This window comes from Nocardia sp. NPDC051911 (genome assembly GCF_040681035.1).
Taxonomy (GTDB): domain Bacteria; phylum Actinomycetota; class Actinomycetes; order Mycobacteriales; family Mycobacteriaceae; genus Nocardia; species Nocardia sichangensis.
The window spans coordinates 15,229-41,708 of record NZ_JBFAXY010000018.1; the positions used below are offsets into that span (position 1 = coordinate 15,229).

A 26,480-nucleotide genomic window follows, 5' to 3' on the forward strand; every position below is an offset into this window, starting at 1 on the left:
CCGCACACCGGCACCCCCGTGCCCGCTACCCGATCGAGACCCGCGCTCGCTTGTGAACTCCGGAACGCGGGGCAAACCCACAAGCTGTGCGGACCAACCGGCCGCACCAACCGAATCAGTACGGGAGTGATCGAGATGTGGATGACAGCACACCCAAATCGCGCCCGCGATCGGCGCTGGTCGCGCGCTGGAGCAGCGATCACAGGGTTCGGAGCGCTCGCGGCGGCATTCGTTCTCGTCGCACCCACCGCCGGCGCGGCGGTCACGACGGCGACCGCAAGCCCGGCCCAAGGCACCAGTTTCGGCTTCGGAAACTACGGAACCAACTGCCAGTACCGGGTGACGGCGACGGTGGACAACAATCCCTCGACCGAATCGGTTCAGTTCGCCGACAGTGCCGGGGGCACCTTCTCACCGAACCCCGCACCGGTGGTCGGCAGCCAGGCCACCACGGTCTGGATCCCCGAGGCGACCGGGCAACACACCATTTCCGCGACACAAGGCGCCACGCCCGCTTGGACCTCACCGGTGATGACGGTGGGCAACGGGATGAACCTCGGCTTCGCGTGCATGGTCATGCCCTGATCGACGGTTCGGGCATGTCGAGTTGAGCGCCCGGGTGGCCACCCAGTGGACGAGCGAGCCCCGTCTGTGGCCACCCGGGCACCTCGCTTCCGAAAGCGGGAAAATCGGTAGCCCGAGCAGGACCGGGATGACAGCATCGGCTGATGCCGCACTGGGTCGACGTTCTTCCGCAATTCCTTCCGGCCTGCCTGCTCATCGCCGCGCTGCCCGGTCCTGCGACCGCACTGTTCCTGCAGCGCGCGGTGCGGGACGGCCGCACCGCGGGCCTGGCGGCGGTGGCCGGGAACGAGATCGGCGTACTCGGCTGGACGCTGGCGGGCGGGGCGGGACTGTCCGTCCTACTCGTCGCGAACCGCGCCATGAACACGGCCGTGCACGTCATCGGCGCGCTGGTCCTGATCTGGTTCGGCGTGCAGGCGTGGCGGAATGCCCGTGGTAGCGAGGAGTTCGGCAGCGCGATGACGAGGATGCTCCCGGCGGGTCACACGCCCGCCGCCGCGTTCCGCGCCTCGCTGATCTCGATCGCGGCCAACCCCAAGGCGGCGATTTTCGGATTGACAATCCTTCCCCAATTCCTTCCGTCCGAGGGGCCGGTGCTGCCCACGATGGTGATCCTGGCGCTGATCCAGTTGGTGATCGACACCGCGTGGTGCGTCGGCGTGGTCATGGCCGCCGACCGCGCGGGCGCCTGGTTGCGCCGCACCGGTATCCGGCAGCGGGTAGAGCGTGCGCTCGGCGCGGTGCTGGTCGCGCTCGGCCTGGGCCTCGCCGCCGACGCACGCTGAGGCGAATGCCCAGCTGGCCCGCCACCGTGAGAGGCCAGCAAACGGGCACGAAAAATCGGCTGGTCCGGTCCGAAAGGCCGGTTGCCGGTAGGTTGGGGTCCGTGACCGGCCGCATCGCTATCGATGACACTGCCCCGTCCATCCCAGGCGGCCGGCCCGCCAAGGCGGTGGTCGGCGAGGTATTCCCGGTGCGCACCGTGGTTTGGCGCGAGGGGCACGACGCCGTCGCCGCCACACTCGTCGTGCGCGCCCCCGGCGCGTCGCGACCCGCCCGCGTCCGCATGACGCCGGACTACGAGCCCGACGTCTTCAACGCGACCTTCACACCGAACACGCCGGGAGCCTGGACCTACCGGATCGAAGGCTGGAGCGATCCGATCGCGACCTGGCGATCGGCGATCGAGGCGAAGCTTGCCGTCGGGCAGAGCGCCGTCGATCTGGCCAACGATCTCGAGCTGGGCGCCCGCCTGTTCGACCGCGCGGCGCAGGCCGTCCCGAAGAAACAGTTCGAGCGCTTGCGCGCGGTCGCCGCCGCGCTGCGCGGTGACGAGCAACTCCCCGCACGGGTGGCCCCGGCCTTCACCGAGGAGGTCGCCGGGATCCTGCGCGCCACGCCGCTGCGCGACCTGGTCACCCGCGGGCCGCAGCACACCGTCCTGGTCGAGCGGCACCGCGCGCTCTACGGCTCCTGGTACGAGTTCTTTCCGCGCTCGACCGGCGGCCGCGACGCCACCGGCGAGCCGGTTCACGGCACCTTCGTCACCGCGGCCAAGGACCTTCCGCGCATCGCCGCCATGGGCTTCGACGTGGTGTACCTGCCGCCGATCCACCCGATCGGCGAGGTCAACCGCAAGGGCCGCAACAACGCGCTCACGGCGGAGTCCGGCGACGTCGGCTCGCCGTGGGCCATCGGCTCGCGGCACGGCGGTCACGACGCCGTGCATCCGGAATTGGGCACCGAAGCCGATTTCGCCGAGTTCGTCAGGGCGGCGCGGGAACTGGGCCTCGAGGTCGCGCTCGACCTCGCCTTGCAATGCGCGCCGGATCATCCGTGGGTCGAGGCGCACCCCGAGTGGTTCACCACCTTGCCCGACAACACCATCGCCTACGCCGAGAACCCGCCGAAGAAGTACCAGGACATCTATCCGGTCAACTTCGACAACGACCCCGACGGCCTCTACGCCGAAGTGCTGCGCGTCGTCAAACACTGGATCGGCTTGGGCGTCAACATCTTCCGCGTCGACAATCCGCACACCAAGCCCGCTGACTTCTGGGAGTGGCTGATCGCGAACGTGTGGCGCACCGACCCGGACGTCATCTTCCTGTCCGAGGCGTTCACCCGCCCCGCCCGGCTCTACGGGCTCGCCCGGCGCGGATTCAGCCAGTCCTACACGTATTTCACCTGGCGCGTGGCCAAATGGGAGCTGACCGAGTTCGGCAACGAATTGGCCGCGAAGGCCGACGAGGCCCGCCCGAACCTCTTCGTGAACACCCCGGACATCCTGCACGAGAGCCTCCAGCACGGCGGGCCGGGCATGTTCGCCATCCGCGCCGTCCTGGCCGCCACCCTCGCGCCCACCTGGGGCGTCTACTCCGGCTTCGAGCTGTTCGAGCATCAGGCGGTGCGCCCGGACAGCGAGGAGTACCTCGATTCGGAGAAATACGAGCTGCGCCCGCGCCCGTTCGCCGAGGCGCTGGCGCGCGGAGAATCGCTGGAACCCTGGCTCACTCGGCTCAACGAGATCCGCCGGGCCCACCCCGCCTTGCAACAGCTGCGCTGCCTGCATTTCCACCACGTGGACAACGACGCGCTGATCGCCTATTCCAAGCTCGATCCCGCAAGTGGCGACGCGGTGCTGGTCGTGGTGAATCTCAATCCTTTCGGCGCCGAATGGGGCATGCTCTCGCTCGACCTGCCCGCGATCGGCCGCGAGTGGCACGACCACCCGGTGGTGTACGACGAGGTCAGCGGCGAGGAATACCACTGGGCCCAAACCAATTACGTGCGATTGGACCCCGCGCGGGCCGTGGCGCACATCATCGCCCTGCCCCCGGTCTCCCAGCAGGCTCGCACCGAGCTGTCCTACCGCAGGACGCTGCGATGAAACGTCGCGACCTCATGCTGCTCGCGGCGGGCACCCATACCGACCCGCACACCGTGCTCGGCGCACACCCCCATCCGGACGGCACCGCCGTGCGGGTGCTGCGCCCGCACGCCGAAACCGTGTCGGTGCGGGTCGGCGGCGACGACCACGTGCTGAAGTCCGTGGGCCACGGCGTATTCGCCGCGGTGCTGCCGTACCCGGAGATCGATGACTATCGCGTCGTGACGACCTACCCCGGCGGCCAGACCGTCATCGGCGCCGACGGCTACCGCTTCCTGCCCACGCTCGGCGAACTCGACCTGCACCTGATCGGCGAAGGCCGCCACGAACGCCTGTGGGACGTGCTCGGGGCGCACCCGCGCCGCTACAGCACCCTCGACGGTGACGTCGCGGGCACGTCGTTCGCGGTATGGGCGCCGAACGCGCGCGGCGTCACCGTGATCGGGGACTTCGACGGCTGGAGCGGCACCACCGCGCCCATGCGCGCGCTGGGGTCGTCCGGGATCTGGGAAGTCTTCATCCCGGGTGTCGAGCCGGGCGCCAAGTACAAATACCGCGTGCACGGCGCCGACGGGCGGACCGTCGATCACGCCGACCCGCTGGCATTCGCCACCGAACTACCACCGGCCACGGCGTCGGTGGTCACCGAAAGCCATTACGTGTGGCAGGACAGCGCCTGGCTCGGGCAGCGCGCGGCCACCGATCCCACCCGCGCCCCGATGAGCGTCTACGAGGTGCATCTCGGTTCCTGGCGGCCCGGCCTCGGCTACCGCGAACTGGCCGACCAACTCGCCGAGTACGTGCGGGCGACCGGATACACCCACATCGAGCTGCTCCCCATCGCCGAGCATCCGTTCGGCGGCTCGTGGGGCTACCAGGTCACCTCCTACTACGCGCCGACGGCGCGATTCGGTTCCCCGGACGACTTCCGAGCGTTCGTCGACCGCATGCACGCGGCGGGCATCGGCGTCCTGCTGGACTGGGTCCCCGCCCACTTCCCGCGCGACGAGTGGGCGCTGGCCCGATTCGACGGCACTCCGCTCTACGAGCACGCCGACCCGCGCCGGGGCGAGCAACTCGACTGGGGCACTTACGTGTTCGACTTCGGCAGACACGAGGTACGCAACTTCCTCATCGCCAACGCTCGCTACTGGGTCGAGGAATTCCACATCGACGGCCTGCGCGTCGACGCGGTCGCCTCCATGCTCTACCTGGACTACTCCCGCGCCGAAGGCCAGTGGGAGCCCAACGTGCACGGCGGCCGGGAAAACCTGGAGGCCGTCGACTTCCTGCAGGACCTCAACGAGACGCTGCATCGGCATCACCCCGGCGTCGTGACGATCGCAGAGGAGTCCACCACCTGGCCCGGCGTCACCCGTGGCATCGACGTCGGCGGTCTCGGCTTCACCATGAAATGGAACATGGGCTGGATGCACGACACCCTCGGGTTCCTCGGCCGCGACCCGGTGCACCGCTCCTGGCACCACAACGAGATCACCTTCTCACTGGTCTACGCCTGGAGCGAGAACTACGTGCTGCCGATCAGCCACGACGAGGTCGTGCACGGCAAAGGCACGCTGTGGACCAGAATGCCGGGCGACGATTTCGCCAAAGCCGCGGGCGTGCGCGCGCTGCTGGCCTACATGTGGGCCCACCCGGGTAAACAACTGCTGTTCATGGGCCAGGATTTCGGCCAGTTCCGGGAGTGGTCACACGATCGCGGTCTGGACTGGCACGAACGGGACAACCCGCTGCACCAAGGCATCACCACGCTGGTGCGTGACCTGAACGCCGTCTACCGCGCCCACCCCGCCCTGTGGAGCCAGGACACCACACCCGGTGGCTACGCCTGGATCGAGGCGGACGACCGCGCGAACAACGTGCTGGCGTTCCTGCGCTACGGCTCCGACGGCTCCGTTGTCGCCTGCGTCTACAACTTCTCCGGGTCGGCGCACGACGCGTACCGGATCGGCCTGCCGCACGCGGGCTCATGGCTGGAGATCCTCAACAGCGACGCCGCGGACTACGGCGGCTCCGGCCTCGGCAACTTGGGCGAGGTGACGGCGAGCGCCGAGCCGTGGCACGACCGTCCCGCCTCGGCCACCGTGACGCTCGCACCCCACGGCGCGGTCTGGCTGCGCCCCGCCTGACGAGTCGCCCGGCGAACCGAGCCATGCCCGACCCCGACGTGCGCCGGTCCCCGAAGCACGGACTCAGGTGAGCGGCTGACGCCTCGGTGCGAGACCCGAGTCCGATGCGCGAATCCAGAGCAGACTCGGCGGACGCCCACTATGAGCGGCGACCGATGGTCATCGCGACCGGTAGCGCAGGTCGGTCACAACACCGCCCCGGATCGGATACCCGACGCCTGGGCGCCACCAGGGGCGGTGACGCGGCCGGCTGGTTCGCGGACCGCCCCGCGCGGCGGCTCAGTACAGCGCCGCGGCCAGCTTGCGGCGCGCGGCCACGACGAACGGCTCGGCCTGATCGAACAGCTCGAACAGCTCGAGCAGGCGGGTGCGCGCCTTGGTGCGCTCGTCGCCGGAAGTGCGCTTGACGACGCCGATCAGCCGATCGAAGGCCGCTTCGGGCCGCTGCTGGAACAATTCGAGATCGGCGGCGCGAATCGCGGCATCGACGTTCGACGGGTCGGCATCGGCATCCTCGATCGCCGACTCCGGCAGCTCCTGGGCCCGCGCGAGGAAGCGCAGCTGACGCAGCGCGCCCTTGGCTTCGTCGTTCGTCGGCTCCGCGTCGAGAATCGCCTGGTACGCCGCCTCGGCGCCGGCCAGGTCACCGTGCTCGAGCGCCGCCTCGGCCGCCGCGAAACGCGGGTCCTCGGCCTGCGGCTGCGGCTCCCCGCCACCCTCCAGCTTGCCCGCAACCGCGTCGACCACGGCGTTCAGCCACTGCCGCACCTGCGGCTCCGGCTGGGCGCCCTCGAAATCGGCCAGCGGCTGCCCTGCCGCGATCGCGATGACCGTCGGGATGCCCTGCACCCGCAGCGCCTGCGCGATGCGCATGTTGGCCTCGGCCTCGACGATCGCCAGGTCCCAGCTGCCGCCGTCGGCGGCCACCAGTCGCTCCAGCGTTCGCACCAGTTCGACGCTGCCCGGACTGCGCTGCGAGTACAGCACGACCACCACCGGCACCTGCATCGAACGACGCAGCACCTTGGTCTCGAAATCGGCCTCGGATACCGCGTAGTCGCCACCGGCCGGAGCGCCCCCGCCACCGGCGGGCTGCTTCAGGCTGGACAGATCGACCGCGCCGGACATGGCGGCGGCGACAGCGGGCGAAGGACGGCGTGCGGCTGGTCGATTCACGACCTCCAGTTTGTCACGACGTGGCGGATGCGGGCGCCCCGGACTCGACCGAACCGGCGTTGCTCAGCTCACCCAACCGCCCCGTGCGCACCGCCCAGACCTCGAACAGCACCGTGCAGAACGGCGGAATGCTCCACAGCAGCGCGAGGACGGTGGTCTTGACGTTCCAGCCCAGCTCGCGCGCCGCCACGATCGCGGTGATGACGAACAGCACGAACACGATGCCGTGCGTCATGCCGAACACCTTGACCGGCCACAGCACCGGCTCCGGAATCCGCTTGAACACCATGCCGATGATCAGCAGCAGCCAGGAGATCGCCTCGAGCACCGCGATGAAACGAAACCGCTTGGCCACCGTGCTCAGGTCGAAGACATTGCCCATGCGCCCATTCTGCCGGATGCACTACAGGCTGTCGTAGTGAGCTGTGTCTAATTGCTGTGTTCAATTTGCAGCGCCTGCGGCGCTGCGTGTTCGCGGCCCTCTTATGGCTCGCGTGTGCGCGACCGCCGCTTGCTCCTTCGTCGCGTACGCGGCCCGGCTCGCGTGTGCGCGGCCGCCGCGTACGCGACGAAGGAGCAAGCGGCGGGCGCGCACACGCGAGCCACAAGAGGGCCGCGAACACCCAGCGCCGCAAGCGCTGGAAAACTAGCACCGTGTGATGATGGATGAGTGAACTTCTGGCCAGCGCCCCATGTCGAGGTCCCTGTACACGCGACCGTGACCCTGCCCGGATCGAAATCGATCACGAACCGGGCGCTCATCCTGGCCGCACTGGCCGACGGTCCGTCCACCATCACCGGTGCGCTGCGCAGCCGGGACACGAACCTGATGATCGCCGCGCTGCGCGCGCTCGGTGCGGACATCGAGGGCGCGGGCGACACGTTGACCGTCACCCCGGCGCCGTTGGGCGGCGGCACGGTCGACTGCGGGCTCGCGGGCACGGTGATGCGCTTCCTGCCGCCGGTCGCCGCCCTGGCGTCGGGCGATGTCGCGTTCGACGGTGACGAACAGGCCAGGATCCGGCCGCTGCGCACGATCCTGGACGCGCTGCGCTCGCTCGGCGCCGATATCGACGGCGACGCACTGCCGTTCACCGTGCACGGCGAGGGCGCGCTGCGCGGCGGCACCGTGACGATCGACGCGTCCGGGTCGTCGCAGTTCGTCTCGGGCCTGCTGCTGTCGGCCGCGCGCTTCGACGAGGGACTGGTGGTGCACCACGACGGCAAGGCGCTGCCCTCGATGCCGCACATCGAGATGACCGTGGAGATGCTGCGGCGCGCCGACGTGCGGGTGCAGGCGCCCGCGGACAGCTTCAAGGCGCAGACCTGGACCGTGGAGCACGGGCCGATTCGCGCCGTGGACTGGGAGATCGAGCCGGACCTGTCCAACGCCACCCCGTTCCTGGCCGCGGCCGCGATCACGGGCGGCACGGTCAGCATCCCGCACTGGCCGCGGCTGACCACGCAGCCGGGCGACGTCATCCGCGAGATCCTCGTGCGGATGGGTGCGGAAGCGCGGATCTTCGACGGCGTGCTCACCGTGCACGGCCCCGACCGGCTCGCAGGCATCGATATCGACCTGCACGACGTGGGTGAGCTGACGCCCACCGTCGCCGCACTGGCCGCGCTGGCCGACTCCCCGTCCGTGCTGCGCGGCATCTCCCATCTGCGCGGGCACGAGACCGACCGGCTGGCCGCGCTGTCCACCGAGATCAACCGCCTCGGTGGCAAGGTGACCGAGACCGAGGACGGACTGGAGATCGTGCCCACCGAACTGCACGGCGGCAGGTGGCACTCCTACGCCGATCACCGGATGGCCACAGCGGGAGCCATTCTCGGCCTCCGGGTGCCCGGCGTCGAGATCGAGGACATCGGGACCACGGCCAAGACGCTGCCGAACTTCGTCGCTTTGTGGGAGCAGATGCTCGCGCCCGCGCTATCCGACGAAGGAGCGGCGCACTGAGCCGGGGACGACGATCCGCGGCCAGCTACGACGAATCCGATGTCCGGGTTCGTCCGGGGCGTAGCTCCCGTCCCCGCACCAAGACCCGGCCGCAGCACAGCGACGCCGAGCCGGCCATGGTGGTCTCGGTCGACCGGGGCCGGTGGGGATGTGTGCTCGGCGGCGATCCGGATCGCCGCATCGTCGCGATGCGCGCCCGGGAACTGGGCCGCACTCCGATCGTGGTCGGCGACCAGGTGGACGTGGTCGGCGACCTGTCCGGGCGACCGGATACCCTCGCGCGCATCGTCCGGGTCGCCGACCGCCGGACGGTGCTGCGCCGCACCGCCGACGACACCGATCCGTTCGAGCGCATCGTGGTCGGCAACGCGGAGCGGCTGTTCATCGTGGTCGCGCTCGCCGACCCGCCTCCGCGCACCGGCTTCGTGGAACGCGCCATGGTCGCCGCGTACGCCGGTGGGCTGCAACCGGTTCTGTGCTTGACCAAACACGATCTGGCGGCCGATTCCGAATTCGCCGCCGCTTTCGACGATCTCGACCTCACCATCGTCTACGGCGGCATCGACGATCCGCTCGATCCGGTACTCGATCTGCTCACCGATCACCTCACCGCGCTGATCGGCCACTCCGGCGTGGGCAAGTCCACGCTGGTGAATCGCCTTGTGCCGGAGGCGGAGCGGGCCGTGGGCGAGGTATCCGGGGTGGGCAAGGGCAAGCACACCTCCACCCAATCGGTCGCGCTCCCGCTACCCGGCGGCGGGTGGGTCATCGACACGCCGGGCGTGCGGTCGTTCGGTCTGGCGCACATCACGCCGGACGACGTCATCGCCGCCTTCACCGACCTCGCCGACGCCATCGAGGACTGTCCGCGGGGCTGCACCCATCTCGGTCCGCCCGCCGATCCCGAATGCGCGCTGGACCAATTGCCGGGCAAGGAACACCGGGTGGCGGCCATCCGCCGCCTGCTGGTCGCCCTGAACTCCAACGATCCCTGGTAATCGCCTCGGCCGTCCGAGACTCAGTCGAAAAGCCGACCGATCATCGCGCTCTGCCCACTTTGCAGCACATGCGCGGCGGTCAGCGGAATCCAGAAGCACTCCAACTTCGTCGGCGGGGCCAGGCCGTCGTGGTCCTCCTGACTCGCCCACCGTTCGGGTGTAGTTCGGTGTAACACGCAGACATGACGGTAATCCCCCTTGCGAAGACGCTTCGGCATACGGAAAACAACGAAGGCGCCCAGGAAAACCCTGAGCGCCTTCGTGATTCAGCGGATCAGTGACGGCGGCGCGACTTCGGGCCGCGGCGGCCCTTCGCCTCCGCGCGGGCCGCCTCGCGGCGCTCGCGACGGGTGGGCTGCGGCCCACCGTCCACGCCGTATTCCTCGGCGTCGCTGTGCACCGCGGCGCGGCCGCCCTCGTCGGGGCCGGAGTAGCTGAAACCGCGCGGGGCGGTGTCATCGATACCCCTGGCGCGCAGGGCCGCCGGTGCGGCGTGGCCGTTGGCGACCTGAGCCTCCTCGGTGGGCAGCGGGCGCGGGGCGGTCATCGCTCCGACCGGCGAACGAAGACCCTGGCCGACGGCGACGCCTTCCGGCTGCGGCTGCTGCACCTCGACCTGCAGGTTGAACAGGAAGCCGACCGACTCCTCCTTCAGGCCGTCGAGCATCGCGGTGAACATGTCGAAGCCCTCGCGCTGGTACTCCACCAACGGGTCGCGCTGCGCCATGGCCCGCAGACCGATGCCCTCCTTGAGGTAGTCCATCTCGTAGAGATGCTCACGCCACTTGCGGTCGAGCACCGACAGCAGCACCTGTCGTTCCAGATTGCGCATGCTGCCCTCGCCCGCCAGGCCGTCGATCTCGGCCTCGCGGCGCTCGTAGGCGTCGTGCGCGTCGTCCAGCAGCGCCTCGAGCAACTCCTCGCGCGTCAGCTCGCCCGCCTCGCCGACCTCGGTCTCGCCGGTCAGGTCCCGGTAGTCCAGGCTCACCGGGTACAGCGTCTTCAGCGCCGTCCACAGCTTCTCCAGATCCCAGTCCTCGACATAGCCCTCGGCGGTGGCGCCATCCACGTAGGCGGTGATCACATCGGTGATCATGCTCTGGACCTGGCCCTCCATGTCCTCGCCGCGCAGGATCCGATCGCGCTCGCCGTAGATGACGGTGCGCTGCTGGTTCATCACCTCGTCGTACTTGAGCACGTTCTTGCGGATCTCGAAGTTCTGCTGCTCGACCTGCGTCTGCGCGCTCTTGATGGCCTTGGAGACCATCTTCGCCTCGATCGGCACGTCGTCGGGCAGGTTCAGCCGCGTCATGATCGCTTCCAGCGCGGCGCCGTTGAATCGGCGCATCAGCTCGTCGCCCAGCGACAGGTAGAAGCGGGACTCCCCCGGGTCGCCCTGTCGGCCGGAGCGGCCGCGCAGCTGGTTGTCGATGCGGCGCGACTCGTGCCGCTCGGTGCCGAGCACATAGAGGCCGCCCGCCTCGCGCACCAACTCGGCGTCCTCGGCGGTCTGGGCCTTGACCTGGTCCAGGGTGGGCAGCCAGGCGCGCTCGTAGTCCTCCGGAGTCTCGACCGGGTCCAGCCCCTGCTTGCGCAGCAGGATGTCGGCGATGATGTCCGGGTTGCCGCCGAGCACGATGTCGGTACCGCGGCCTGCCATGTTCGTCGCGACGGTCACCGCGCCCGGCCGGCCCGCCTCGGCGATGATCTCCGCTTCCTTCTCGTGGAACTTCGCGTTCAGCACGTTGTGCGGAATGCCGCGCTTGGTGAACTGCTTGGACAGGTACTCCGAGCGCTCGACGCTGGTGGTGCCGATCAGCACCGGCTGGCCGTTCTCGTGCCGCTCGGTGACGTCGTCGACCACGGCGGAGAACTTCGCCTCTTCCGTCTTGTAGATCAGGTCGGACTGGTCGGCGCGGATCATCGGCTTGTTGGTCGGGATGGGCACCACGCCGAGGCTGTAGATCTGGTGCAGCTCGGCGGCCTCGGTCTCGGCGGTACCGGTCATGCCGGACAACTTGTCGTAGAGGCGGAAATAGTTCTGCAGGGTGATGGTGGCCAGGGTCTGGTTCTCCGGCTGGATCTCCACCCCTTCCTTGGCCTCGATCGCCTGGTGCATGCCCTCGTTGTAGCGGCGGCCGACCAGGATGCGGCCGGTGAACTCGTCGACGATGATCACCTCGCCGTCGCGGACGATGTAGTCCTTGTCGCGGGTGTAGAGCTCCTTGGCCTTGACGGCGTTGTTCAGGTAGCTCACCAGCGGCGAGTTGGCGGCCTCGTAGAGGTTGTCGATGCCGAGCTGGTCCTCGACGAACTCGACGCCGGCCTCGTGCACGCCGATCGTGCGCTTCTTGATGTCGACCTCGTAGTGCAGGTCCTTCTTCAGCAGCGGCGCGATCCGCGCGAACTCGGCGTACCACTTCGACGAGGCGTCGGCGGGCCCGGAGATGATCAGCGGGGTGCGCGCCTCGTCGATGAGGATGGAGTCGACCTCGTCGACGATGGCGAAGTTGTGCCCGCGCTGCACCAGGTCGTCGAGCGAGTGCGTCATGTTGTCGCGCAGGTAGTCGAAGCCGAACTCGTTGTTCGTGCCGTAGGTGATGTCGGCGTTGTAGGCCACCCGCCGCTGCGCGGGGCTCATGCCGGACAGGATCACGCCGACCTCGAGGCCGAGGAAGCGGTGCACGCGGCCCATCCACTCCGCGTCGCGCTTGGCCAGGTAGTCGTTCACCGTGACGACGTGCACGCCGTCGCCGCTGAGCGCGTTCAGGTAGGCGGGCAGCACACAGGTGAGGGTCTTGCCCTCACCGGTCTTCATCTCGGCGATATTGCCGGTGTGCAGCGCGGCGCCGCCCATGATCTGCACCTTGTAGTGCTTCTGGCTGAGCACCCGCCAGGACGCCTCCCGCGCGACGGCGAACGCCTCGGCCATCAGCTGGCCGAGCGGATCGGTCTCGCCGTCCTCGACCATCTCGGCGTACCGCTCGCGGAACTCGTCGGTTTTGGCCCGTAGCTCCAGGTCGCTGAGGTCCTCGTACTCCGGTTCGAGGGCGAGGACCTGGTCGGCGAAATGCGAGAGCCGCTTGACAATGCGACCCTCACCAATCCGTAGCAACCTCGTCAGTGTCAGCGCAGGCACGGGTCTCGTCAGTCCTCTGGTCGGTGTGTCAAATCGTGTCGTCGGCCCCCGGGCCGGTGCGGCCCACGCGGTTGCGCGGAATCCGCTGCATGCCCCATGGTAATGGTCTGTTGGATGTGCAGCGCCTGCGGCGCTGCGTGGACCTGCCGCTAAGTGGTCGCGCCCGGCTGGAAAAGGTGCCCGGCGGGCCACCCGGACGGTTCGGCCATGCATCCGGGTCCGCCCTGTGATCGAATCGGTTCGCAGAACTCGAGTCGACCAGCGTGTCATGGGCCCCCGGCGCGGAAAAACGTGTACGGAATTCATCAGAAATGCCACAACGGCCGGGCCAACGGTTGATGCGGCAGCACAATGAAGCGGGGGCGGCATCGGGAAAAGGAGTACCGGGCAGCGTGATCACGAGACTGACGCCGCAAGACACGGCCTTCTACCGGCTCGAGTCGAGCAGCAATCCGATCCATATCGGCTCTCTCGCGATCGTGCGGAACACCGATCCCGGCGACAGCTCGGGCGCGCCGATCCTGGACTACGACCGGTTGGTCGATCTCGTCGAGAGCAGGCTCTCGCTGGTACCGAGATACCGGCGCAAAGTGCGGGAGATCCCGCTGTCGCTGGGGCGGCCGGTCTGGGTCGAGGACAGCCGTTTCGACATCACCTACCACATCAGGCGTTCGGCGCTGCCCGGTCCCGGCACCGACGAACAGCTGCACGACCTGGTCGCCCGCCTCGTCTCCCACCCCTTGGACCCGGCCCGGCCGCTGTGGGAGATGTACCTGATCGAACGGCTGTCCGACGGCCGCTGCGCCATCTTCACCAAGACGCATTCCGCCCTGGTGGACGGGGACACCGCGCTCGAGATCGGCCATGTGATCCTCGACGCGGGGCCCGCTCCCCGCGAACTGGCCTGCGACGACTGGATCGCGCCGCGCGAACCCGGTGAGATGGAACTGCTGGTCGGCGCGCTCGCACACCTCGCCGCACAGCCGCGCAAAGCCCTCGAGGTCGCCCGGGAGGCGAGCGCGGGCGCGTTCGCGGTGGTCGGGACGGCGGGCAAGGCGGTCGAGTCGGTGGTCGCCGCCGTGCGCACCGCGGCGACCGGTGCGCCCGCCAGCCCCCTGAACACGCGTACCTCGCGAAACCGGCGCTTCGACGTGGTGCGCACCGACCTGGCGGATTACCGGACGATCCGCAAGCGGTTCGGCTGCTCGACCAACGACGCCATCCTCGCCGTGGTCACCGGCGCTCTGCGCAACTGGCTGCTGTCGCGCGGGGAAGCGCTCACCGAGTCCACCACGCTGCGAGCTGTGGTGCCGATGTCGGTGTACGTCGAGGGAAACGAGGGCGACCAGACGCACTCGGCGAGCGAGGTGTCGTCGTTCCTGATCGATCTGCCGGTGGGCGAACCGAACCCGGTGATGCGGTTGTCGCACATCGCGCACGCCTCCGAACTCAACGGTCGTCAGCGGCGCGGCGTCCGCGCGCGTACGCTCGTGCACCTGGCCGGTTTCGCTCCGGCCAGCCTGCATGCGATGAGTGTGCGAGCGGCGAGTACGTTCGCAGAACACACGTTCAATCTGGTGATCACCAACGCGCCGGGTCCGCAGGCGCCGATGTACATCGGCGGCGCGCGGATGCTGGAGATGTACCCGGTGTCGCCACTGCTGCGCAATCAGGCGTCGAGTATCGGGATCACGTCCTACGACGGGCGTGTCTTCTACGGTCTCAACGCCGACCGCGACGCGATGGCCGACATCGGCGTGCTCGCCACGGCGGTGCGCGATTCCATGGAGGAGATGCTCGGTGCCTGCGTCTGATCAGAAGAAGCTGCGGGTCTACATCCCGGCCACGGTGCCGATGCTGCGCGATCTGGTCGGCAACCGTGAGCTGGCCCCCGTCGGCGGGACCGCGTTCGCGGTGACGCCCGCGCTGCGCGAGGCCTACGCCTCCGGCGACGACGAGGAACTCGGCGAAGTCGCCATGAACGAGGCCGCGCGCGCCTCGCTGCGACTGCTGGCCGCCGAACGCGAGGCGATCGGATCGGAGGACTCCGACGACGAGGCAGCGCCGGCGGCGGGCGGTAACCCGGTTTACCGCCGTGCGGTGATCGCCGCCGACGTGACCGGCGCGAAGCTGCGGCCCGACCTCGACGACGCGGTGGTCCGGCTGGCGGGCCCGATCGGCTACCAGCAGATCGCCTCGGTGCACGTCGACCTGGCCGACGCCGAACCACAGGTTGCCAAGGCCGTCGACGTGGTGGACGCGGCCGATCTCGGCGACACCGACGCCGAGTTCGTCCTCGGCGACGCCGAGGACCATCAATTGGCCTGGTACGCGGCCCAAGAGCTGCCGTTTCTGCTCGAGCTCCTCTGAATCGCCGCGGCGGGCGCCCCACTGACCTGCCGCCGTAACCTACGATGCCGTAACCTTGCTGGCGAGGCCTCCGATCGGCGAGACGGCGGCCCGCGCATCCGACGACAGGGAGACCAACGGCAGCGATGGGTTCGAAAATTGGGAGCTCCGTGCGAAGCGTCCGTGCGTGGCTGGAGGCGCCCGCCGCGAGCGTCGCCGAGCGCGGCGGCAAGCTGAACGTGCTGCGCGGAGCCTTTGCGCGCGTGACCACACCGCTGCTGCCCGACGACTACCTGCACCTGGCCAACCCGCTGTGGTCGGCTCGCGAGCTGCGGGGACGCATCGTCGAGGTACGCAAGGAGACCGCCGATTCCGCGACGCTGGTGATCCAGCCGGGATGGGGCTTCGACTTCAAATACCAGCCCGGCCAGTACATCGGCATCGGCATCCTGGTGGACGGCCGCTGGCATTGGCGCTCGTATTCGCTGACCTGTCCGCCGAATTGGTCCGACCCCGGCCACGGCGGCAAGCGACTGATCTCCATCGCCGTGAAGGCGATGCCGGAAGGCTTCCTGTCCAGCCACCTGGTCAGCGGCGTGCCGGTCGGCACCGTCGTCCGGCTCGCCGCCCCGCAGGGCGGTTTCGTATTGCCGTCCCCGCCGCCGGAGAAGGTGCTGTTCCTCACCGCGGGCAGCGGCGTCACGCCGGTGATCGCCATGCTGCGCGCGATGGACCGCCGCGAGGTGTTCACCGACGTGGTGCACCTGCACTCCGCGCGCACTTCCGACGACGTGATGTTCGGCGCGGAGCTGGGCGCGCTGCGCGACCGCAATCCCGGCTTCGACACCCGCCTGCATCTCACCGCCGAGCGGGGCAAATTCGCCCTCGCCGATCTCGACACCGAGGTCCCCGACTGGCGCGAACGCCAGACCTGGGCGTGCGGCCCGGCCGGAATGCTCGACGAGATCGAGGACCACTGGCGCGACGCGGGGCTGTCGGACCGGCTGCACGTGGAGCGCTTCGAGATCGAACGCTCCGCGGTCGGTGCGGGCGGCACGGTCACCTTCGGCAAGACCGGTCGCAGCGTCGCGGCCGACGGCGCGACCAGCCTGCTCGAGGCCGGTGAGTCCGCCGGTGTTCAGATGCCGTTCGGCTGCCGGATGGGCATCTGCCAGACCTGCGTGGTCACCTTGAGTTCCGGACACGCGCGCGACCTGCGCAACGGTGAGGAGCGCCGCGAAGGCGACAAGGTGCAGACCTGTATCTCGGCGGCGGCGGGCGACTGCACCCTGGACGTCTAGTCCGGCAGGTACCCTCGAGGTGTATCGAGTAGGGAAAGGACCCCGGTGGCCATCACCGACATCAAGACGTTCGCGCATCTCACGGCGGCCGATATCGAGACACTGGGGCAGGAACTCGATTCCATCCGGCGTTCGGTGGAGCTGTCGCGCGGCGAGCGCGACGCGAAGTACATCCGGCGCACGATCGCGGCGCAACGCGGTCTCGAGGTAGCCGCCCGGGTGGTGCTGTTCGGCAGCCGCAACCGCTGGGCCTGGCTGGCAGGCACCGCGATGCTGTCGGTGGCCAAGATCATCGAGAACATGGAGCTCGGGCACAACGTCAGCCACGGGCAATGGGACTGGATGAACGACCCGGAGATCCACTCCAGTTCGTGGGAGTGGGACATGACCGGCCCCTCCGCGCAGTGGCGCCGGGCGCACAACTACTCCCACCACACCTACACGAATGTGCTGGGCAAGGACGAGGACCTCGGTTTCGGCATCCTCCGGATGACCCGGGACGAGCAGTGGCGGCCGATCCATCTGGTGCAGCCGCTGGCGAACTTGCTGCTCGCCGCGACCTTCGAGTGGGGCATCGCGCTGCACGACTGGAGCATCGACAAGGAGCTGTCGGACACCCCGCGCTGGGAGGTCGCCTCCGGTCCGAACGTGGAGTTCGCCCGCAAGATCTGCCGTCAGGTGGCCAAGGACTACCTCATCCATCCCGCGCTGACGGGTCCGGCGTTCAAGCACACGCTGAAGGCCAACGCGATGGCGAACCTGGTGCGCAATCTGTGGGCGTACGCGGTGATCTTCTGCGGGCACTTCCCCGACGGCGCGGAGAAGTTCACCGTCGAACAGCTGGAGAACGAGACCAGCGGCGAGTGGTATCTGCGCCAGATGCTCGGCAGCGCGAACTTCGAAGCGGGGCCCGCCATGGCGTTCATGAGCGGCAACCTCTGCTACCAGATCGAGCACCATCTGTTCCCCGACCTGCCGAGCAACCGGTATCAGGAGATCGCGGTACGGGTCCGCGAGCTGTGCGACAAGTACGACCTGCCCTACACCACCGGGTCGCTGGGCAAGCAGTATCTGCTGGCCTTCCGCACGATCCACAAGCTGGCCCTGCCGGACCGGTTCCTCAAGGCCACCGCCGACAACGCGCCGGAGACCTCCTCCGAGCGCAAGTTCGCCGGTATCACGCTGCCGTCGCTCGGCGCGGAATCCACGCACTGGCTGCGCGTCGATCCGGAGACCGGCGAGCGGCGCGGCCTGCGTTCGGCGCTGCACGAGGCGAAGATCGCGCTGCGCGAGAAGGCGCGGCAGGAGAAGGAGATGCTCCGCGAGGCCAAGGCGGCCCTACAGGAGAAGGCCGAACACGAGCGGCAGGTGCTGCGCGAGGCCAAGCTCGCGTTCCAGGAACGGGCCCGTCATGAACAAGCGGCGCTGCGCGAAAAGGCGAAGCGGGACAGGCGTTTTCGCTTCCCGGGCAGGGCGCGCTAACCTACCATTCGACAGCCGGGATCGCAATAAGGTATTTGACACATCCGTGCGGCGCACCTCGCAACCTACGGTTTCGTAACTTACGGTAAAGTAACCCGCATGGCGATCTCGGATGTCAAGGAATATGCGCACCTCACCGAGGCCGACGTGGAAGCACTCGGCGCGGAATTCGACGCGATCCGGCGGGAAATCGAAGCCTCGCGCGGCGCACGCGACGCGAAGTACATCCGCAACGTCATCCGGTTGCAGCGCGTTCTCGAGATCAGCGGCCGTGCGGTGCTCTTCGCGAGCCCGAAGCGCCCCGCGTGGCTGGCAGGCGTCGCACTGCTCGCCACCGCCAAGATCATCGAGAACATGGAGATCGGGCACAACGTCATGCACGGGCAGTGGGACTGGATGAACGATCCGGAGATCCACTCCAGCTCGTGGGAGTGGGACAACACCGGCGCGGCCAAGCACTGGAAGCACACCCACAACTACCTGCATCACAAGTACACCAACGTGCTCGGCATGGACGACGACATCGGCTACGGCCTGCTGCGGGTGACCCGCGACCAGCGCTGGAAGCCGTTCAACCTGGGCAACCCGGTCTACAACCTGCTGTTGCAGCTGTTCTTCGAGTACGGCGTCGCCATCCAGCACCTGGAGCTGGGCAAACTGGTGGCGGGCCGGTACAAGCCCGGTTCCCCCGAACGGGCCGAGTTCGAGCGCAAGCGCGACGAGGCGCTCACCAAGATGGGCAAGCAGGTCCTCAAGGACTACGTGGTCTTCCCCGCCCTCACCGGTCCCGCGTTCTTCTCCACGCTGACGGCCAACCTGGCCGCGAACGCGATCCGCAACATCTGGTCCAACGCGGTGATCTTCTGCGGGCACTTCCCCGACGGGGCGGAGAAGTTCACCAAGGCCGACATCGACGGCGAAACGCACGGCCAGTGGTACCTGCGCCAGATGCTCGGCAGCGCCAACATCTCCGGCGGCCCGGTCATGCACTTCATGACCGGCAATCTGAGCCATCAGATCGAACACCACCTGTTCCCCGATCTGCCGAGCAACCGGTACGCCGACATCGCCGTGCGGGTGCGCGAGCTGGCCGACAAGTACGACCTGCCCTACACCACCGGCTCGCTGCCGGTGCAGTACTTCAAGGCGTGGCGCACCATCCTCAAACTGGCGTTGCCGAACAAGTACCTGCGGGCCACCGCCGACGATGCGCCCGAGACCGCCTCGGAACGCAAGTTCGGGGGCCACACCGCCGCCTCCATCGATCCGGTGACGGGCCGCCGCCGCGGTCTGCGCACCGCGCTCGCCGGGGGACGGCGGCGGCTGGCCCGGCGCCGCGTGTCCGCAGCAGGCTGACTTCCACTCCCGCCACGCCGCGGTCGGTCGGCGACGCAGGAGCCAACGCCGTGTGCGGCGAGTTCGCCGGGTTTGATTGACTCGGACGGTGCATGCTGAAGTTCTGAGCGTCTACGAGGCCATCCGGCGCCGTCGTGACGTACGCGCGGAGTTCACCGGCGAACTCGTCGACGATGCGACATTGTGGCGGCTGCTGGATGCCGCGCACCGGGCGCCGAGCGTCGGGAATTCGCAGCCCTGGGATTTCGTGGTGGTCCGCGAGCCGGCGACGCTGCGCGAGTTCGCCGAACACGTGGCACAGAAGCGCATCGAGTTCCGCGACGCGCTGCCACCCGAGCGCGCCGCCACCTTCGAGCCGATCAAGATCGAGGGCATTTCGGAGAGCGGTACCGGGATCGTGGTCTGCTACGACCACGATCGCGGCGGGCCGCAGGTGCTCGGCCGGGCCACGGTGCCCGAAACCGGTATCTACTCCGCGGTTCTCGCCATCCAGAACCTTTGGCTGGCCGCCACCGCCGAAGGCATCGGCGTGGGGTGGGTGTCGTTCTACGATCCCGGTTTCCTGTCCGATCTGATCGGCCTCCCGGAGGGCGTCCGCACGGTCGCCTGGCTGTGCGTCGGGCCGGTGCGCGAGTTCCAGCGCATTCCCGATCTGGAGCGCTTCGGCTGGCGCGCGGGCAGACCCCTCACGGACGCGGTGCACCGCGAGACCTATCGGGGCTGACCTTCCGCGCATCGTTACCCAAATGTGCGGATCGTTCATGCTTCAATCGGATCCCCACTGGGTACGACAAGGGCGAAACTGTCACTTACGCAGTGCGCTTCATCGTGGTTTTCGTCGGTTCCAGGAGGTTTGTGCAATGGCCAATGTCGATGCTGTTCGGCTGTCCAGCGAGCTGGGCATCGATCTGGCACAGGCGACGTTGCGCCTGCGTCGAGAAGGCGTCCCCGGCGAGACCAAGCACCAGACCTGTCTGCGCATCCTCGCGGACGAGGGGCGCAAGCGCCGGGGCTTCACAGGCAAGGCCTGAGAGAGGCTCCGGCAGGGCCACTTATACGTCGCCTCAGACGCGTTCGAGCACCGCCGATGCGCCGATGCCGCCCGCGGCGCAGATACCGAGCAGGGCCGCGTTCTTGCCCGTGCGAGTCAGTTCGTTCGCCATGGTGGTCACCATGCGCGCCCCGGTGGCGCCGAACGGGTGACCGAGCGAGATCGAGCCGCCGTGCACGTTCAGCTTGTCGACGTCCACCTCGCCGACGGCGGTATCGCGATCCAGCCTGGTCTTGGCCCATTCGTCGCTGGCCAGTGCGGTAAGCACCGCCAAGGTCTGGGCGGCGAAGGCCTCGTGGATATCCACGAGATCGACGTCGGCCAAGGACATTCCGGCTTTCTCCAGCGCGCGTGGCATCGAGATGGCCGGCCCGATGAGCACCTGATCGGCCGGGTCGACGCTCACGTAGCTCCACGACCGGAACGCCGCCAGCGGCCGATATCCGAGGGCGTGCGCTTTCTCTTCGCTCATCAGCAGCACCGCGGCGGCACCGTCGGTGAGCGGGCTGGCGTTGCCAGCGGTCACGCTGCCGTCGGCGGCGAAAACCGGTTTCAGCGCGGCCAGTTTCGCGACGCTGGTGTCGCCGCGCACCAGACCGTCGCGCCGGATCTCCGCGTCTTCGGGCGTGCGGATCCGCAGCACCTCGTCATCGAACCGGCCGGAGTCGATGGCGGCCGCCGCGCGGTGATGCGAGCGGGCGGCGAACTCGTCCTGGTCCGCGCGGCTCACGCCGTGGATACGAGCCATCTTCTCGGCCGACTCGCCCATCACCTCGCCGGTGGTGCGCTCGGCGATCTTGGGCCTGCTCGGTAGCAGGTCGGTGAACGGCGCCAAGCGCGCGACCGCGGACAAGTAGTCCTTCGGCTTCGGCTTGCCCAGCGCCAGCGGCGCCGCCGCGTGCACGACCTTTTGCGGCAGCTTGACCTCGGCGTTGGAGGTGGAATCGCTGCCGCCCGCGATCATGACGTCGTATTCGCCCCGCTCGATCGCGGCCGCCGCCGACGTGACCGCCTGCAGACCGGAGGCGCAGGCCCTGGTCACGGTGTAGCCCTCACAGCCCGGGTCCAGCGCCAGGTCCAACGCGACTTCGCGGGCGATGTTCGGCGCCGCGCTGGGCAGGATGACCCCGCCCCACACGATCGCCTCCACTTCCGCACCGGGCAGCCCGGTGCGCTCCAGCAGTCCACGGACCGCGGCATCGGCCAGCGCGATGGAGTCCATCCGGGTGTATCCGGTGAACGCACGCAGGAACGGCGTGCGCGCACCGGACACGATCACAGCACGGCGAGCAGCTCTGGTGGCCATGCGATTTCCTTTCGAAAGCCTGGGACCACCAAACTTACTTCAAAGTAAGTTCACCGTCGACCCCCTTCGCCGACGGTGAACCCCGACGCAGCGACGATCCCCTCCACCGCCGCTGAACCGGTCCGCCGCGCGCCGTTGCGCGACGGACCGAGACGCCCGTCCCGGCGAACGCCCCTGCCCGTCCCGGAACCGTCGCATGCACTCCGTCATCCGACGCAAAGAACCGTAACAAACTTTCGACTAACTTTCCAAATAGTTTCTATTTGTTTGCCTTGCGCCTCCCATCGGCTTACCATGAACGCACTATGCATAGCCCTTCGGAGCTGTCGCGGCAGAAGAGATTCGGGCGAATCATCAAAGAACGCCGGGACGAGCTCGGCCTCACCCAGCTACAGATCGGCGACCTCGGGGGACCTTCGGCGCCGACCATCAGGAAGATCGAGGACGGCGAAGCGACCATCAGCATGCAGACGCTGAACAAGCTCGACGCGCCGCTGCGATGGCTGCCGGGCAGTGCCGCACGCACCTACGCGGGCGGCGTACCCGCCGCCGACGAACCCGCGAACTCCGCGCGCGGCGCGGGCGACTCGGTGGTGGCGGGGCCGGACGCGATCCGCTTCGAAATCTCCGACCTGACCGGCCTTCTCGCGGCATCGGGCAGTCTCAACGACGCCGTCGAGCACGGCCGCACCACCGACCCGCAGGTGGTCGCCGCGATCGCGGAACTCAACCGGGTGGTCTCCAAGCTGTCGGCGCGATACGCGACCGCCATGCTCGAACGCAACGGTGGACCGGGCAAGCAGTTGCATCCGCTGGTGGAAATGGCCTTCGCGCACTTGCTCGCGGTCCCCGCGGAGTCCAGCGACCCCGACGAGCTACAGGAACGCCGGTACCGCCGCTGGCTGGCCGGTCGATCGGAGGATATCGATGCAGCGACCGAAGCCCGATTCCGCGCACGCTGGCTGGCGGCCAACCTGGCCACGACAGCGGTTCGAAACGGCGAGTGACGAGGCAGCCATGACCGACCACGGATCGAATCGCCCGGAGCTGACCCTCAGCCACAAGATCAATCGGCTGTTCTCCGTCGTGCATCCGCGCAACGCACCGGAACGCAGCACCGAATCCGTCGCCGAGCAGATCGGCGAATTCCTCGGTCGCACGGTGCCGCCCGGTTACCTGGAGCGCCTGCGCGACGGCGAGTTCGACGACCGGAACGCGGGCGCCACAGCGGATGTCGAGATCCTCGCGGCGGTGGCGCGCAGCTTCGGCGTGGCGGCCGACTATCTGCTCACCCGCGGACCCGCGGCGGACGCGATCGACCGGGAACTCGAACTCCTCGCCACCATGCGAGACGCGAACGTCGCCAGCGTCGCGCTGCGCGGTTCGAACATCGATCGGGCCATGCTCGCCAGGATCATCCAGAGCACAGAAGGATCGATGCCGCCGAGTCGGTAACATGCTTCCCTACATGGGCCACTGAGCTTTTGTAGGAGACCGATCACATGGCCATCCAGGCCCGGTTCCGGAGCTTGACCCGGGACCTCCCGATACCCCACCCATGGAATCTGCAGACCTACCTCGATGCCGTCGCGGCGCACCGTGGTCGCAGCATCAGCCTGTTGCCGATCGATACCGCGCTGCTCGCAGGCACCGGTTGCGGCACGGGCAGCGGCCTGTGGATCGCGAAGCAGGACAGCGACGTCATCGTCTACGGCGCGGACACCACCGAATGGCATGCCGAGCACATCATCGTGCACGAACTCGGGCACATGTTGCTCGGGCACGGCCCGGAGCAGCACCGGCCCGGTGAGCCGCCCGCGGGCACGCCGACGGTGGCGGCGGTCGCCGACCTGCTGCCCTCGATCTCGCCCGAGTCGATCGCCCACGTGCTCGGCCGCACCGACTACGGCACCCTGCGCGAGCGCGACGCGGAGACCTTCGCCGACATGGTGATGCTGCACGCCATGCGTCCACCGCGTCGCGATTCGCTGCTGCACCGCACGTTCTTCCGCGACCGGCGGCGGTGAACTCGCCGATCCCCGCGCCGATCGCGATACCGCTGATCGTCTTCGTCGCGGTGGTCGTCCTCGGACGGTTGATCGTGCTGCACCACGCCGCCGTCGACCGGCTGCTCAATCGAGCCTTGCTGTGGGGTACGGCCACGCTGGTCCTGCTCGAGCGCGGCGTCGCTCCGGGGATCGGCAGTCTGCTGCACCAGCTTTCGATGGTCACACTGCTGATGGAGGTGGCCGGTCTGTACGGTGCGGCCCGGCTGTGGTCGGGCGCCGACCCGGTCTCCGCATCGGCTCGGCAGCGGGTCTACGACTTCACCGGACTGGTGGGTGGCGCGATCATCCTTGCCGTCGGCACTCCGGCCCGACAGGAGGGCAGGCTGCTGGGGCAAGCATCGGACTGGCCGACGGTAGTGGTCTGGTCGATCCTGTGGCTTCCGCTGCTCGCCGCCGGTCGGCTGGCCTGGCGCGCGGCACTGCGCGAATTGCGCTCGGCCGAATCCACCGCCGCCGAACGGATCGTCTACGCGACCCTGCTGGCGACGCTGGTCGTCGGTTCCGCGGGCCTGGTCGTCTCCGCCGTGCGGCTGGCGGCGCCTGGTACGGCCGCGGACCCGGCCATGGTGCGCTGGGCGGCACCGACTTTCGCCGCCTCGACGCTCGGCGCGGCGCTGCTCGCCGTGCCGCTGCTCGCCGGGCTGCGGGCCCGCGCGGGCTGGGACCGCGCCGGACGGTACTGCCGTCGCCTGCGGCCGCTGTGGCGCGATCTCACCGCGGCCGTGCCCGAGGTCGTGCTCGAGCCGGACATCCCCCTCGGATCCGAAGCGCGGCTGATCCGGATGACGGTGGAGATCCGCGATGCCCTGATGCACCTGCGGCACTACCTGCCCGGGGAGACGAGCCGGCCGGACTACGTGGAACAGATCGTGCAGGCCATCGCCGCGAAGACGAACGGCGCGGCCGTGACCCCGCGGCAGTTCGACCAGCCCGTGCGGCTGCCCGTCGGCGACATCGACTCGGATCTGCGGCTGCTGCTCGCGCTGGCCCGCCGCTGGCCCGCCGAGGGCGCATCGACGAAAATCTCCGGGCATCCGGCCGGTGAGCCGAATGCCCGGAGAAGTGGGGACGGGTGGTTTCCGTTTCGTCAGGCCAGGCGGATCAGGCCGTAGTCGAAGGCGTGACGACGGTAGACCACCGAAGGCCGGTCGGTCTCTTTGTCCTGGAACAGGAAGAAGTCGTGGCCGACGAGCTCCATTTGGTACAGGGCGTCATCGACGGACATCGGCGTCGCCGCGTGCTCCTTCGTGCGCACGATGTGGCCGGGACCCTCCTCGTATTCCGGTTCCCGCTCTTGGTGCGCGTGGGCGGCGCCGGACTCGGCGAGCCGGTCGAACAGGGAGTCGTCCACCAGATCGGCAGTGGCCTGGGCGACCGACAGCGGCGTCTTGTCGCCGTAGTGCACCCGGCGCCGGTCCTTGGTGCGGCGCAGTCTGCTCTCCATCTTCGCGGTAACCGACTCGAATGCGGCGTAGAAGCTGTCCGCGCAGGCCTCGGCCCGCACGACGGGACCCTTTCCGCGCGCGGTGATTTCGACGCGCTGACAGTTCTTGCGCTGACGACGGTTGCGCTCGTGGAACAGCTCGACGTCGAAGAGGAAGATCGACGGGTCGAAGCGTTCTAATCGGGAGAGTTTTTCCGCGACGTAGATACGAAAATGATCGGGCACCTCGACGTTGCGGCCCTTCACCACGATGTCGCCGCGCGGCGCTCGTGGTCGTTCCGCAGTGGGTTGCTCGAGTGCTTCCTGGGTGCTGGGCTCCAGCACCGAAGCAGCGGGATCTTTCACTGAAGGTCGTGAAGAAGTCGTCACGCGTACCTCCCGGATCTGGCCGCACCGACCGATTCCAGTGCGGCGGGATTGAACCGTGCCGAACGACGATTGCTCGGCACTAGACGTCCGAGGCGCCACCTCCAAACTTGCGGTTCGGGTGTGTGTCCGCGACGCTAGTCCGCCGACGGGCTGATCGCCAGTGTTCACGCAAATTTCCCGGAGTCAAGCAGCACAAGTAACCAGAACGCCACGTGTCGGCAACCCGGCGCGCTGTAGCGCGCGCACCGACTCGAAGGCCGTCGCACCGGTGGTCAGCACGTCGTCGACCAGCACTACCTCGGCATTCGCCGGTACTCCCCAGTCCGCGGCAGGGCCGGGCGTCGTGGTCACCCGCCCCTTCAGGTTGCGAGCGCGCTCGGCGGGTGTCAAGCCCACCGAATCGCGCACCCCTTGCCCCACTCGCAACACCGGCACCACTCGGCAGTTGGGCAGCCATCGGGTAGCTACCGACGCCGAGCGAAGCACCGGATCGCCGCCCCGGCGCCGCGCCGCCACGCGTCGGCTCGGCGCGGGCACCAGTACCAACGGAACACCCGGCGAACGCAGTTCGGCGAGCGCGCCCGCGAACGCCTTTCCGAGCGGCAGCGCCAGATCCCGTCGTCCCCGTTCCTTGGCGGCGAGCACCGCCCGCCGCGCGGGCCCTGCGTACGGCCCCAGCGCCCAGCACGGAATGCCCGGGTCGTTGCGCGGCCACACCCGCACCGGCGGACCGGCCAACGTGACGGCGCAATCGGCGCACCAATCGGCTCCGGAACGTCCGCAGCCCGCACAGGCGGCGGGCAACACCAGATCGAGCAGGGTTCGCATCGACCGAGTGTGCGCCCGCCCCCT

Annotated in this window: 23 protein-coding genes; 17 read left to right on the plus strand and 6 right to left on the minus strand. The window is 68.7% G+C overall.

What is annotated here, in order from left to right; genetic code table 11:
- The first annotated feature begins 141 nt into the window (after positions 1-141).
- The 4 genes from AB0L97_RS22095 (at position 142) to glgB (ending at position 5,625) form a co-directional block, all read left to right on the plus strand.
- The gene (locus AB0L97_RS22095; protein ID WP_364432435.1) at positions 142-585 is read left to right on the plus strand and encodes a hypothetical protein; all 444 of its coding nucleotides are present in this window, start codon (positions 142-144) and stop codon (positions 583-585) included.
- Positions 586-728: 143 nt separating this feature from the next.
- Positions 729-1,370, plus strand: a complete 642-nt coding sequence (locus AB0L97_RS22100) for a LysE family translocator (protein WP_355075573.1) — start codon at positions 729-731, stop codon at positions 1,368-1,370.
- Positions 1,371-1,471: 101 nt separating this feature from the next.
- Entirely contained in the window at positions 1,472-3,475 is a 2,004-nt protein-coding gene (locus AB0L97_RS22105) for an alpha-1,4-glucan--maltose-1-phosphate maltosyltransferase (protein WP_364432438.1), read from the plus strand.
- Complete coding sequence (gene glgB / locus AB0L97_RS22110) at positions 3,472-5,625, plus strand: 1,4-alpha-glucan branching protein GlgB (RefSeq protein WP_364432441.1); 2,154 nt, start codon at positions 3,472-3,474, stop codon at positions 5,623-5,625. Before AB0L97_RS22105 ends, glgB begins: the two co-directional genes overlap by 4 nt.
- Positions 5,626-5,904: 279 nt before the next feature.
- On the opposite strand, the gene AB0L97_RS22115 is transcribed toward glgB, so the two are convergent.
- Positions 5,905-6,753 (minus strand): tetratricopeptide repeat protein, encoded by an 849-nt coding sequence (locus tag AB0L97_RS22115; RefSeq protein ID WP_355075969.1) that lies wholly within the window; start codon positions 6,751-6,753, stop codon positions 5,905-5,907.
- Between the two features lie 61 nt (positions 6,754-6,814).
- The gene (locus tag AB0L97_RS22120) at positions 6,815-7,183 is read right to left on the minus strand and encodes a DUF3817 domain-containing protein (RefSeq protein WP_364432444.1); all 369 of its coding nucleotides are present in this window, start codon (positions 7,181-7,183) and stop codon (positions 6,815-6,817) included.
- Between the two features lie 288 nt (positions 7,184-7,471).
- Here AB0L97_RS22120 and aroA point away from each other — a divergent pair, with 288 nt between their 5' ends.
- Both aroA and rsgA read left to right on the plus strand, forming a co-directional pair.
- Complete coding sequence (aroA, locus tag AB0L97_RS22125; protein WP_364432447.1) at positions 7,472-8,764, plus strand: 3-phosphoshikimate 1-carboxyvinyltransferase; 1,293 nt, start codon at positions 7,472-7,474, stop codon at positions 8,762-8,764.
- On the plus strand, positions 8,761-9,762 hold the full coding sequence (gene rsgA, locus AB0L97_RS22130) for a ribosome small subunit-dependent GTPase A (protein ID WP_355077368.1): 1,002 nt from the start codon (positions 8,761-8,763) through the stop codon (positions 9,760-9,762). Before aroA ends, rsgA begins: the two co-directional genes overlap by 4 nt.
- Positions 9,763-10,036: 274 nt before the next feature.
- On the opposite strand, the gene secA is transcribed toward rsgA, so the two are convergent.
- Positions 10,037-12,901: a preprotein translocase subunit SecA gene (gene secA / locus AB0L97_RS22135; RefSeq protein ID WP_364432450.1), complete on the minus strand. Its 2,865-nt coding sequence runs from the start codon at positions 12,899-12,901 to the stop codon at positions 10,037-10,039.
- Between the two features lie 392 nt (positions 12,902-13,293).
- On the opposite strand from secA, the gene AB0L97_RS22140 reads away from it, so the two are divergent.
- The 7 genes from AB0L97_RS22140 to AB0L97_RS22170 all read left to right on the plus strand — a co-directional run bounded on the left by AB0L97_RS22140 (position 13,294) and on the right by AB0L97_RS22170 (position 20,420).
- Positions 13,294-14,715, plus strand: coding sequence for a wax ester/triacylglycerol synthase family O-acyltransferase (locus AB0L97_RS22140; RefSeq protein ID WP_355077116.1), 1,422 nt, complete (start codon positions 13,294-13,296; stop codon positions 14,713-14,715).
- A gap of 40 nt (positions 14,716-14,755) precedes the next feature.
- Positions 14,756-15,271 (plus strand): hypothetical protein, encoded by a 516-nt coding sequence (locus tag AB0L97_RS22145; RefSeq protein ID WP_355077370.1) that lies wholly within the window; start codon positions 14,756-14,758, stop codon positions 15,269-15,271.
- A 125-nt stretch (positions 15,272-15,396) separates the two neighbouring features.
- Positions 15,397-16,551: a ferredoxin reductase gene (locus tag AB0L97_RS22150; RefSeq protein ID WP_364432454.1), complete on the plus strand. Its 1,155-nt coding sequence runs from the start codon at positions 15,397-15,399 to the stop codon at positions 16,549-16,551.
- Between the two features lie 45 nt (positions 16,552-16,596).
- Positions 16,597-18,033, plus strand: coding sequence for a fatty acid desaturase (locus AB0L97_RS22155; RefSeq protein WP_355077119.1), 1,437 nt, complete (start codon positions 16,597-16,599; stop codon positions 18,031-18,033).
- Between the two features lie 99 nt (positions 18,034-18,132).
- On the plus strand, positions 18,133-19,389 hold the full coding sequence (locus AB0L97_RS22160; RefSeq protein WP_364432458.1) for a fatty acid desaturase: 1,257 nt from the start codon (positions 18,133-18,135) through the stop codon (positions 19,387-19,389).
- 103 nt (positions 19,390-19,492) lie between these two features.
- A complete protein-coding gene (gene bluB / locus AB0L97_RS22165) occupies positions 19,493-20,113 on the plus strand; it encodes a 5,6-dimethylbenzimidazole synthase (protein WP_364432698.1) in 621 nt (206 codons plus the stop codon).
- A gap of 136 nt (positions 20,114-20,249) precedes the next feature.
- Positions 20,250-20,420 (plus strand): hypothetical protein, encoded by a 171-nt coding sequence (locus tag AB0L97_RS22170; protein WP_356967360.1) that lies wholly within the window; start codon positions 20,250-20,252, stop codon positions 20,418-20,420.
- Positions 20,421-20,453: 33 nt separating this feature from the next.
- Here AB0L97_RS22170 and AB0L97_RS22175 read toward each other — a convergent pair whose 3' ends face one another.
- Positions 20,454-21,746 (minus strand): acetyl-CoA C-acyltransferase, encoded by a 1,293-nt coding sequence (locus AB0L97_RS22175; RefSeq protein ID WP_364432462.1) that lies wholly within the window; start codon positions 21,744-21,746, stop codon positions 20,454-20,456.
- Between the two features lie 305 nt (positions 21,747-22,051).
- Here AB0L97_RS22175 and AB0L97_RS22180 point away from each other — a divergent pair, with 305 nt between their 5' ends.
- The 4 genes from AB0L97_RS22180 to AB0L97_RS22195 are packed head-to-tail and all read left to right on the plus strand — an operon-like array spanning position 22,052 to position 24,927.
- Positions 22,052-22,753, plus strand: a complete 702-nt coding sequence (locus tag AB0L97_RS22180; protein WP_355077127.1) for a helix-turn-helix transcriptional regulator — start codon at positions 22,052-22,054, stop codon at positions 22,751-22,753.
- 10 nt (positions 22,754-22,763) lie between these two features.
- Positions 22,764-23,201, plus strand: coding sequence for a hypothetical protein (locus AB0L97_RS22185; protein ID WP_355077128.1), 438 nt, complete (start codon positions 22,764-22,766; stop codon positions 23,199-23,201).
- A 47-nt stretch (positions 23,202-23,248) separates the two neighbouring features.
- Positions 23,249-23,773 (plus strand): hypothetical protein, encoded by a 525-nt coding sequence (locus AB0L97_RS22190; protein WP_355077130.1) that lies wholly within the window; start codon positions 23,249-23,251, stop codon positions 23,771-23,773.
- Positions 23,770-24,927 (plus strand): MAB_1171c family putative transporter, encoded by a 1,158-nt coding sequence (locus AB0L97_RS22195; RefSeq protein ID WP_364432469.1) that lies wholly within the window; start codon positions 23,770-23,772, stop codon positions 24,925-24,927. The genes AB0L97_RS22190 and AB0L97_RS22195 overlap by 4 nt, the downstream gene beginning before the upstream one ends.
- Here AB0L97_RS22195 and raiA read toward each other — a convergent pair.
- Complete coding sequence (raiA, locus tag AB0L97_RS22200) at positions 24,903-25,583, minus strand: ribosome-associated translation inhibitor RaiA (protein ID WP_355077374.1); 681 nt, start codon at positions 25,581-25,583, stop codon at positions 24,903-24,905. The genes AB0L97_RS22195 and raiA overlap by 25 nt on opposite strands.
- A gap of 228 nt (positions 25,584-25,811) precedes the next feature.
- A complete protein-coding gene (locus AB0L97_RS22205) occupies positions 25,812-26,456 on the minus strand; it encodes a ComF family protein (protein ID WP_364432472.1) in 645 nt (214 codons plus the stop codon).
- Positions 26,457-26,480: the final 24 nt, after the last annotated feature.

Coding starts and splice junctions, on each gene's coding strand:
- AB0L97_RS22120 (WP_364432444.1), bottom strand. CDS start 7,183: ATGGGCAATGTCTTCGACCTGAGCACGGTGGCCAAGCGGTTTCGTTTC.
- AB0L97_RS22150 (WP_364432454.1), top strand. CDS start 15,397: ATGGGTTCGAAAATTGGGAGCTCCGTGCGAAGCGTCCGTGCGTGGCTG.
- AB0L97_RS22100 (WP_355075573.1), top strand. CDS start 729: ATGCCGCACTGGGTCGACGTTCTTCCGCAATTCCTTCCGGCCTGCCTG.
- AB0L97_RS22175 (WP_364432462.1), bottom strand. CDS start 21,746: ATGGCCACCAGAGCTGCTCGCCGTGCTGTGATCGTGTCCGGTGCGCGC.
- AB0L97_RS22095 (WP_364432435.1), top strand. CDS start 142: ATGACAGCACACCCAAATCGCGCCCGCGATCGGCGCTGGTCGCGCGCT.
- glgB (WP_364432441.1), top strand. CDS start 3,472: ATGAAACGTCGCGACCTCATGCTGCTCGCGGCGGGCACCCATACCGAC.
- AB0L97_RS22180 (WP_355077127.1), top strand. CDS start 22,052: ATGCATAGCCCTTCGGAGCTGTCGCGGCAGAAGAGATTCGGGCGAATC.
- AB0L97_RS22205 (WP_364432472.1), bottom strand. CDS start 26,456: ATGCGAACCCTGCTCGATCTGGTGTTGCCCGCCGCCTGTGCGGGCTGC.
- AB0L97_RS22145 (WP_355077370.1), top strand. CDS start 14,756: ATGCTGCGCGATCTGGTCGGCAACCGTGAGCTGGCCCCCGTCGGCGGG.
- AB0L97_RS22160 (WP_364432458.1), top strand. CDS start 18,133: ATGGCGATCTCGGATGTCAAGGAATATGCGCACCTCACCGAGGCCGAC.
- AB0L97_RS22190 (WP_355077130.1), top strand. CDS start 23,249: ATGGCCATCCAGGCCCGGTTCCGGAGCTTGACCCGGGACCTCCCGATA.
- AB0L97_RS22170 (WP_356967360.1), top strand. CDS start 20,250: ATGGCCAATGTCGATGCTGTTCGGCTGTCCAGCGAGCTGGGCATCGAT.
- AB0L97_RS22115 (WP_355075969.1), bottom strand. CDS start 6,753: ATGTCCGGCGCGGTCGATCTGTCCAGCCTGAAGCAGCCCGCCGGTGGC.
- AB0L97_RS22185 (WP_355077128.1), top strand. CDS start 22,764: ATGACCGACCACGGATCGAATCGCCCGGAGCTGACCCTCAGCCACAAG.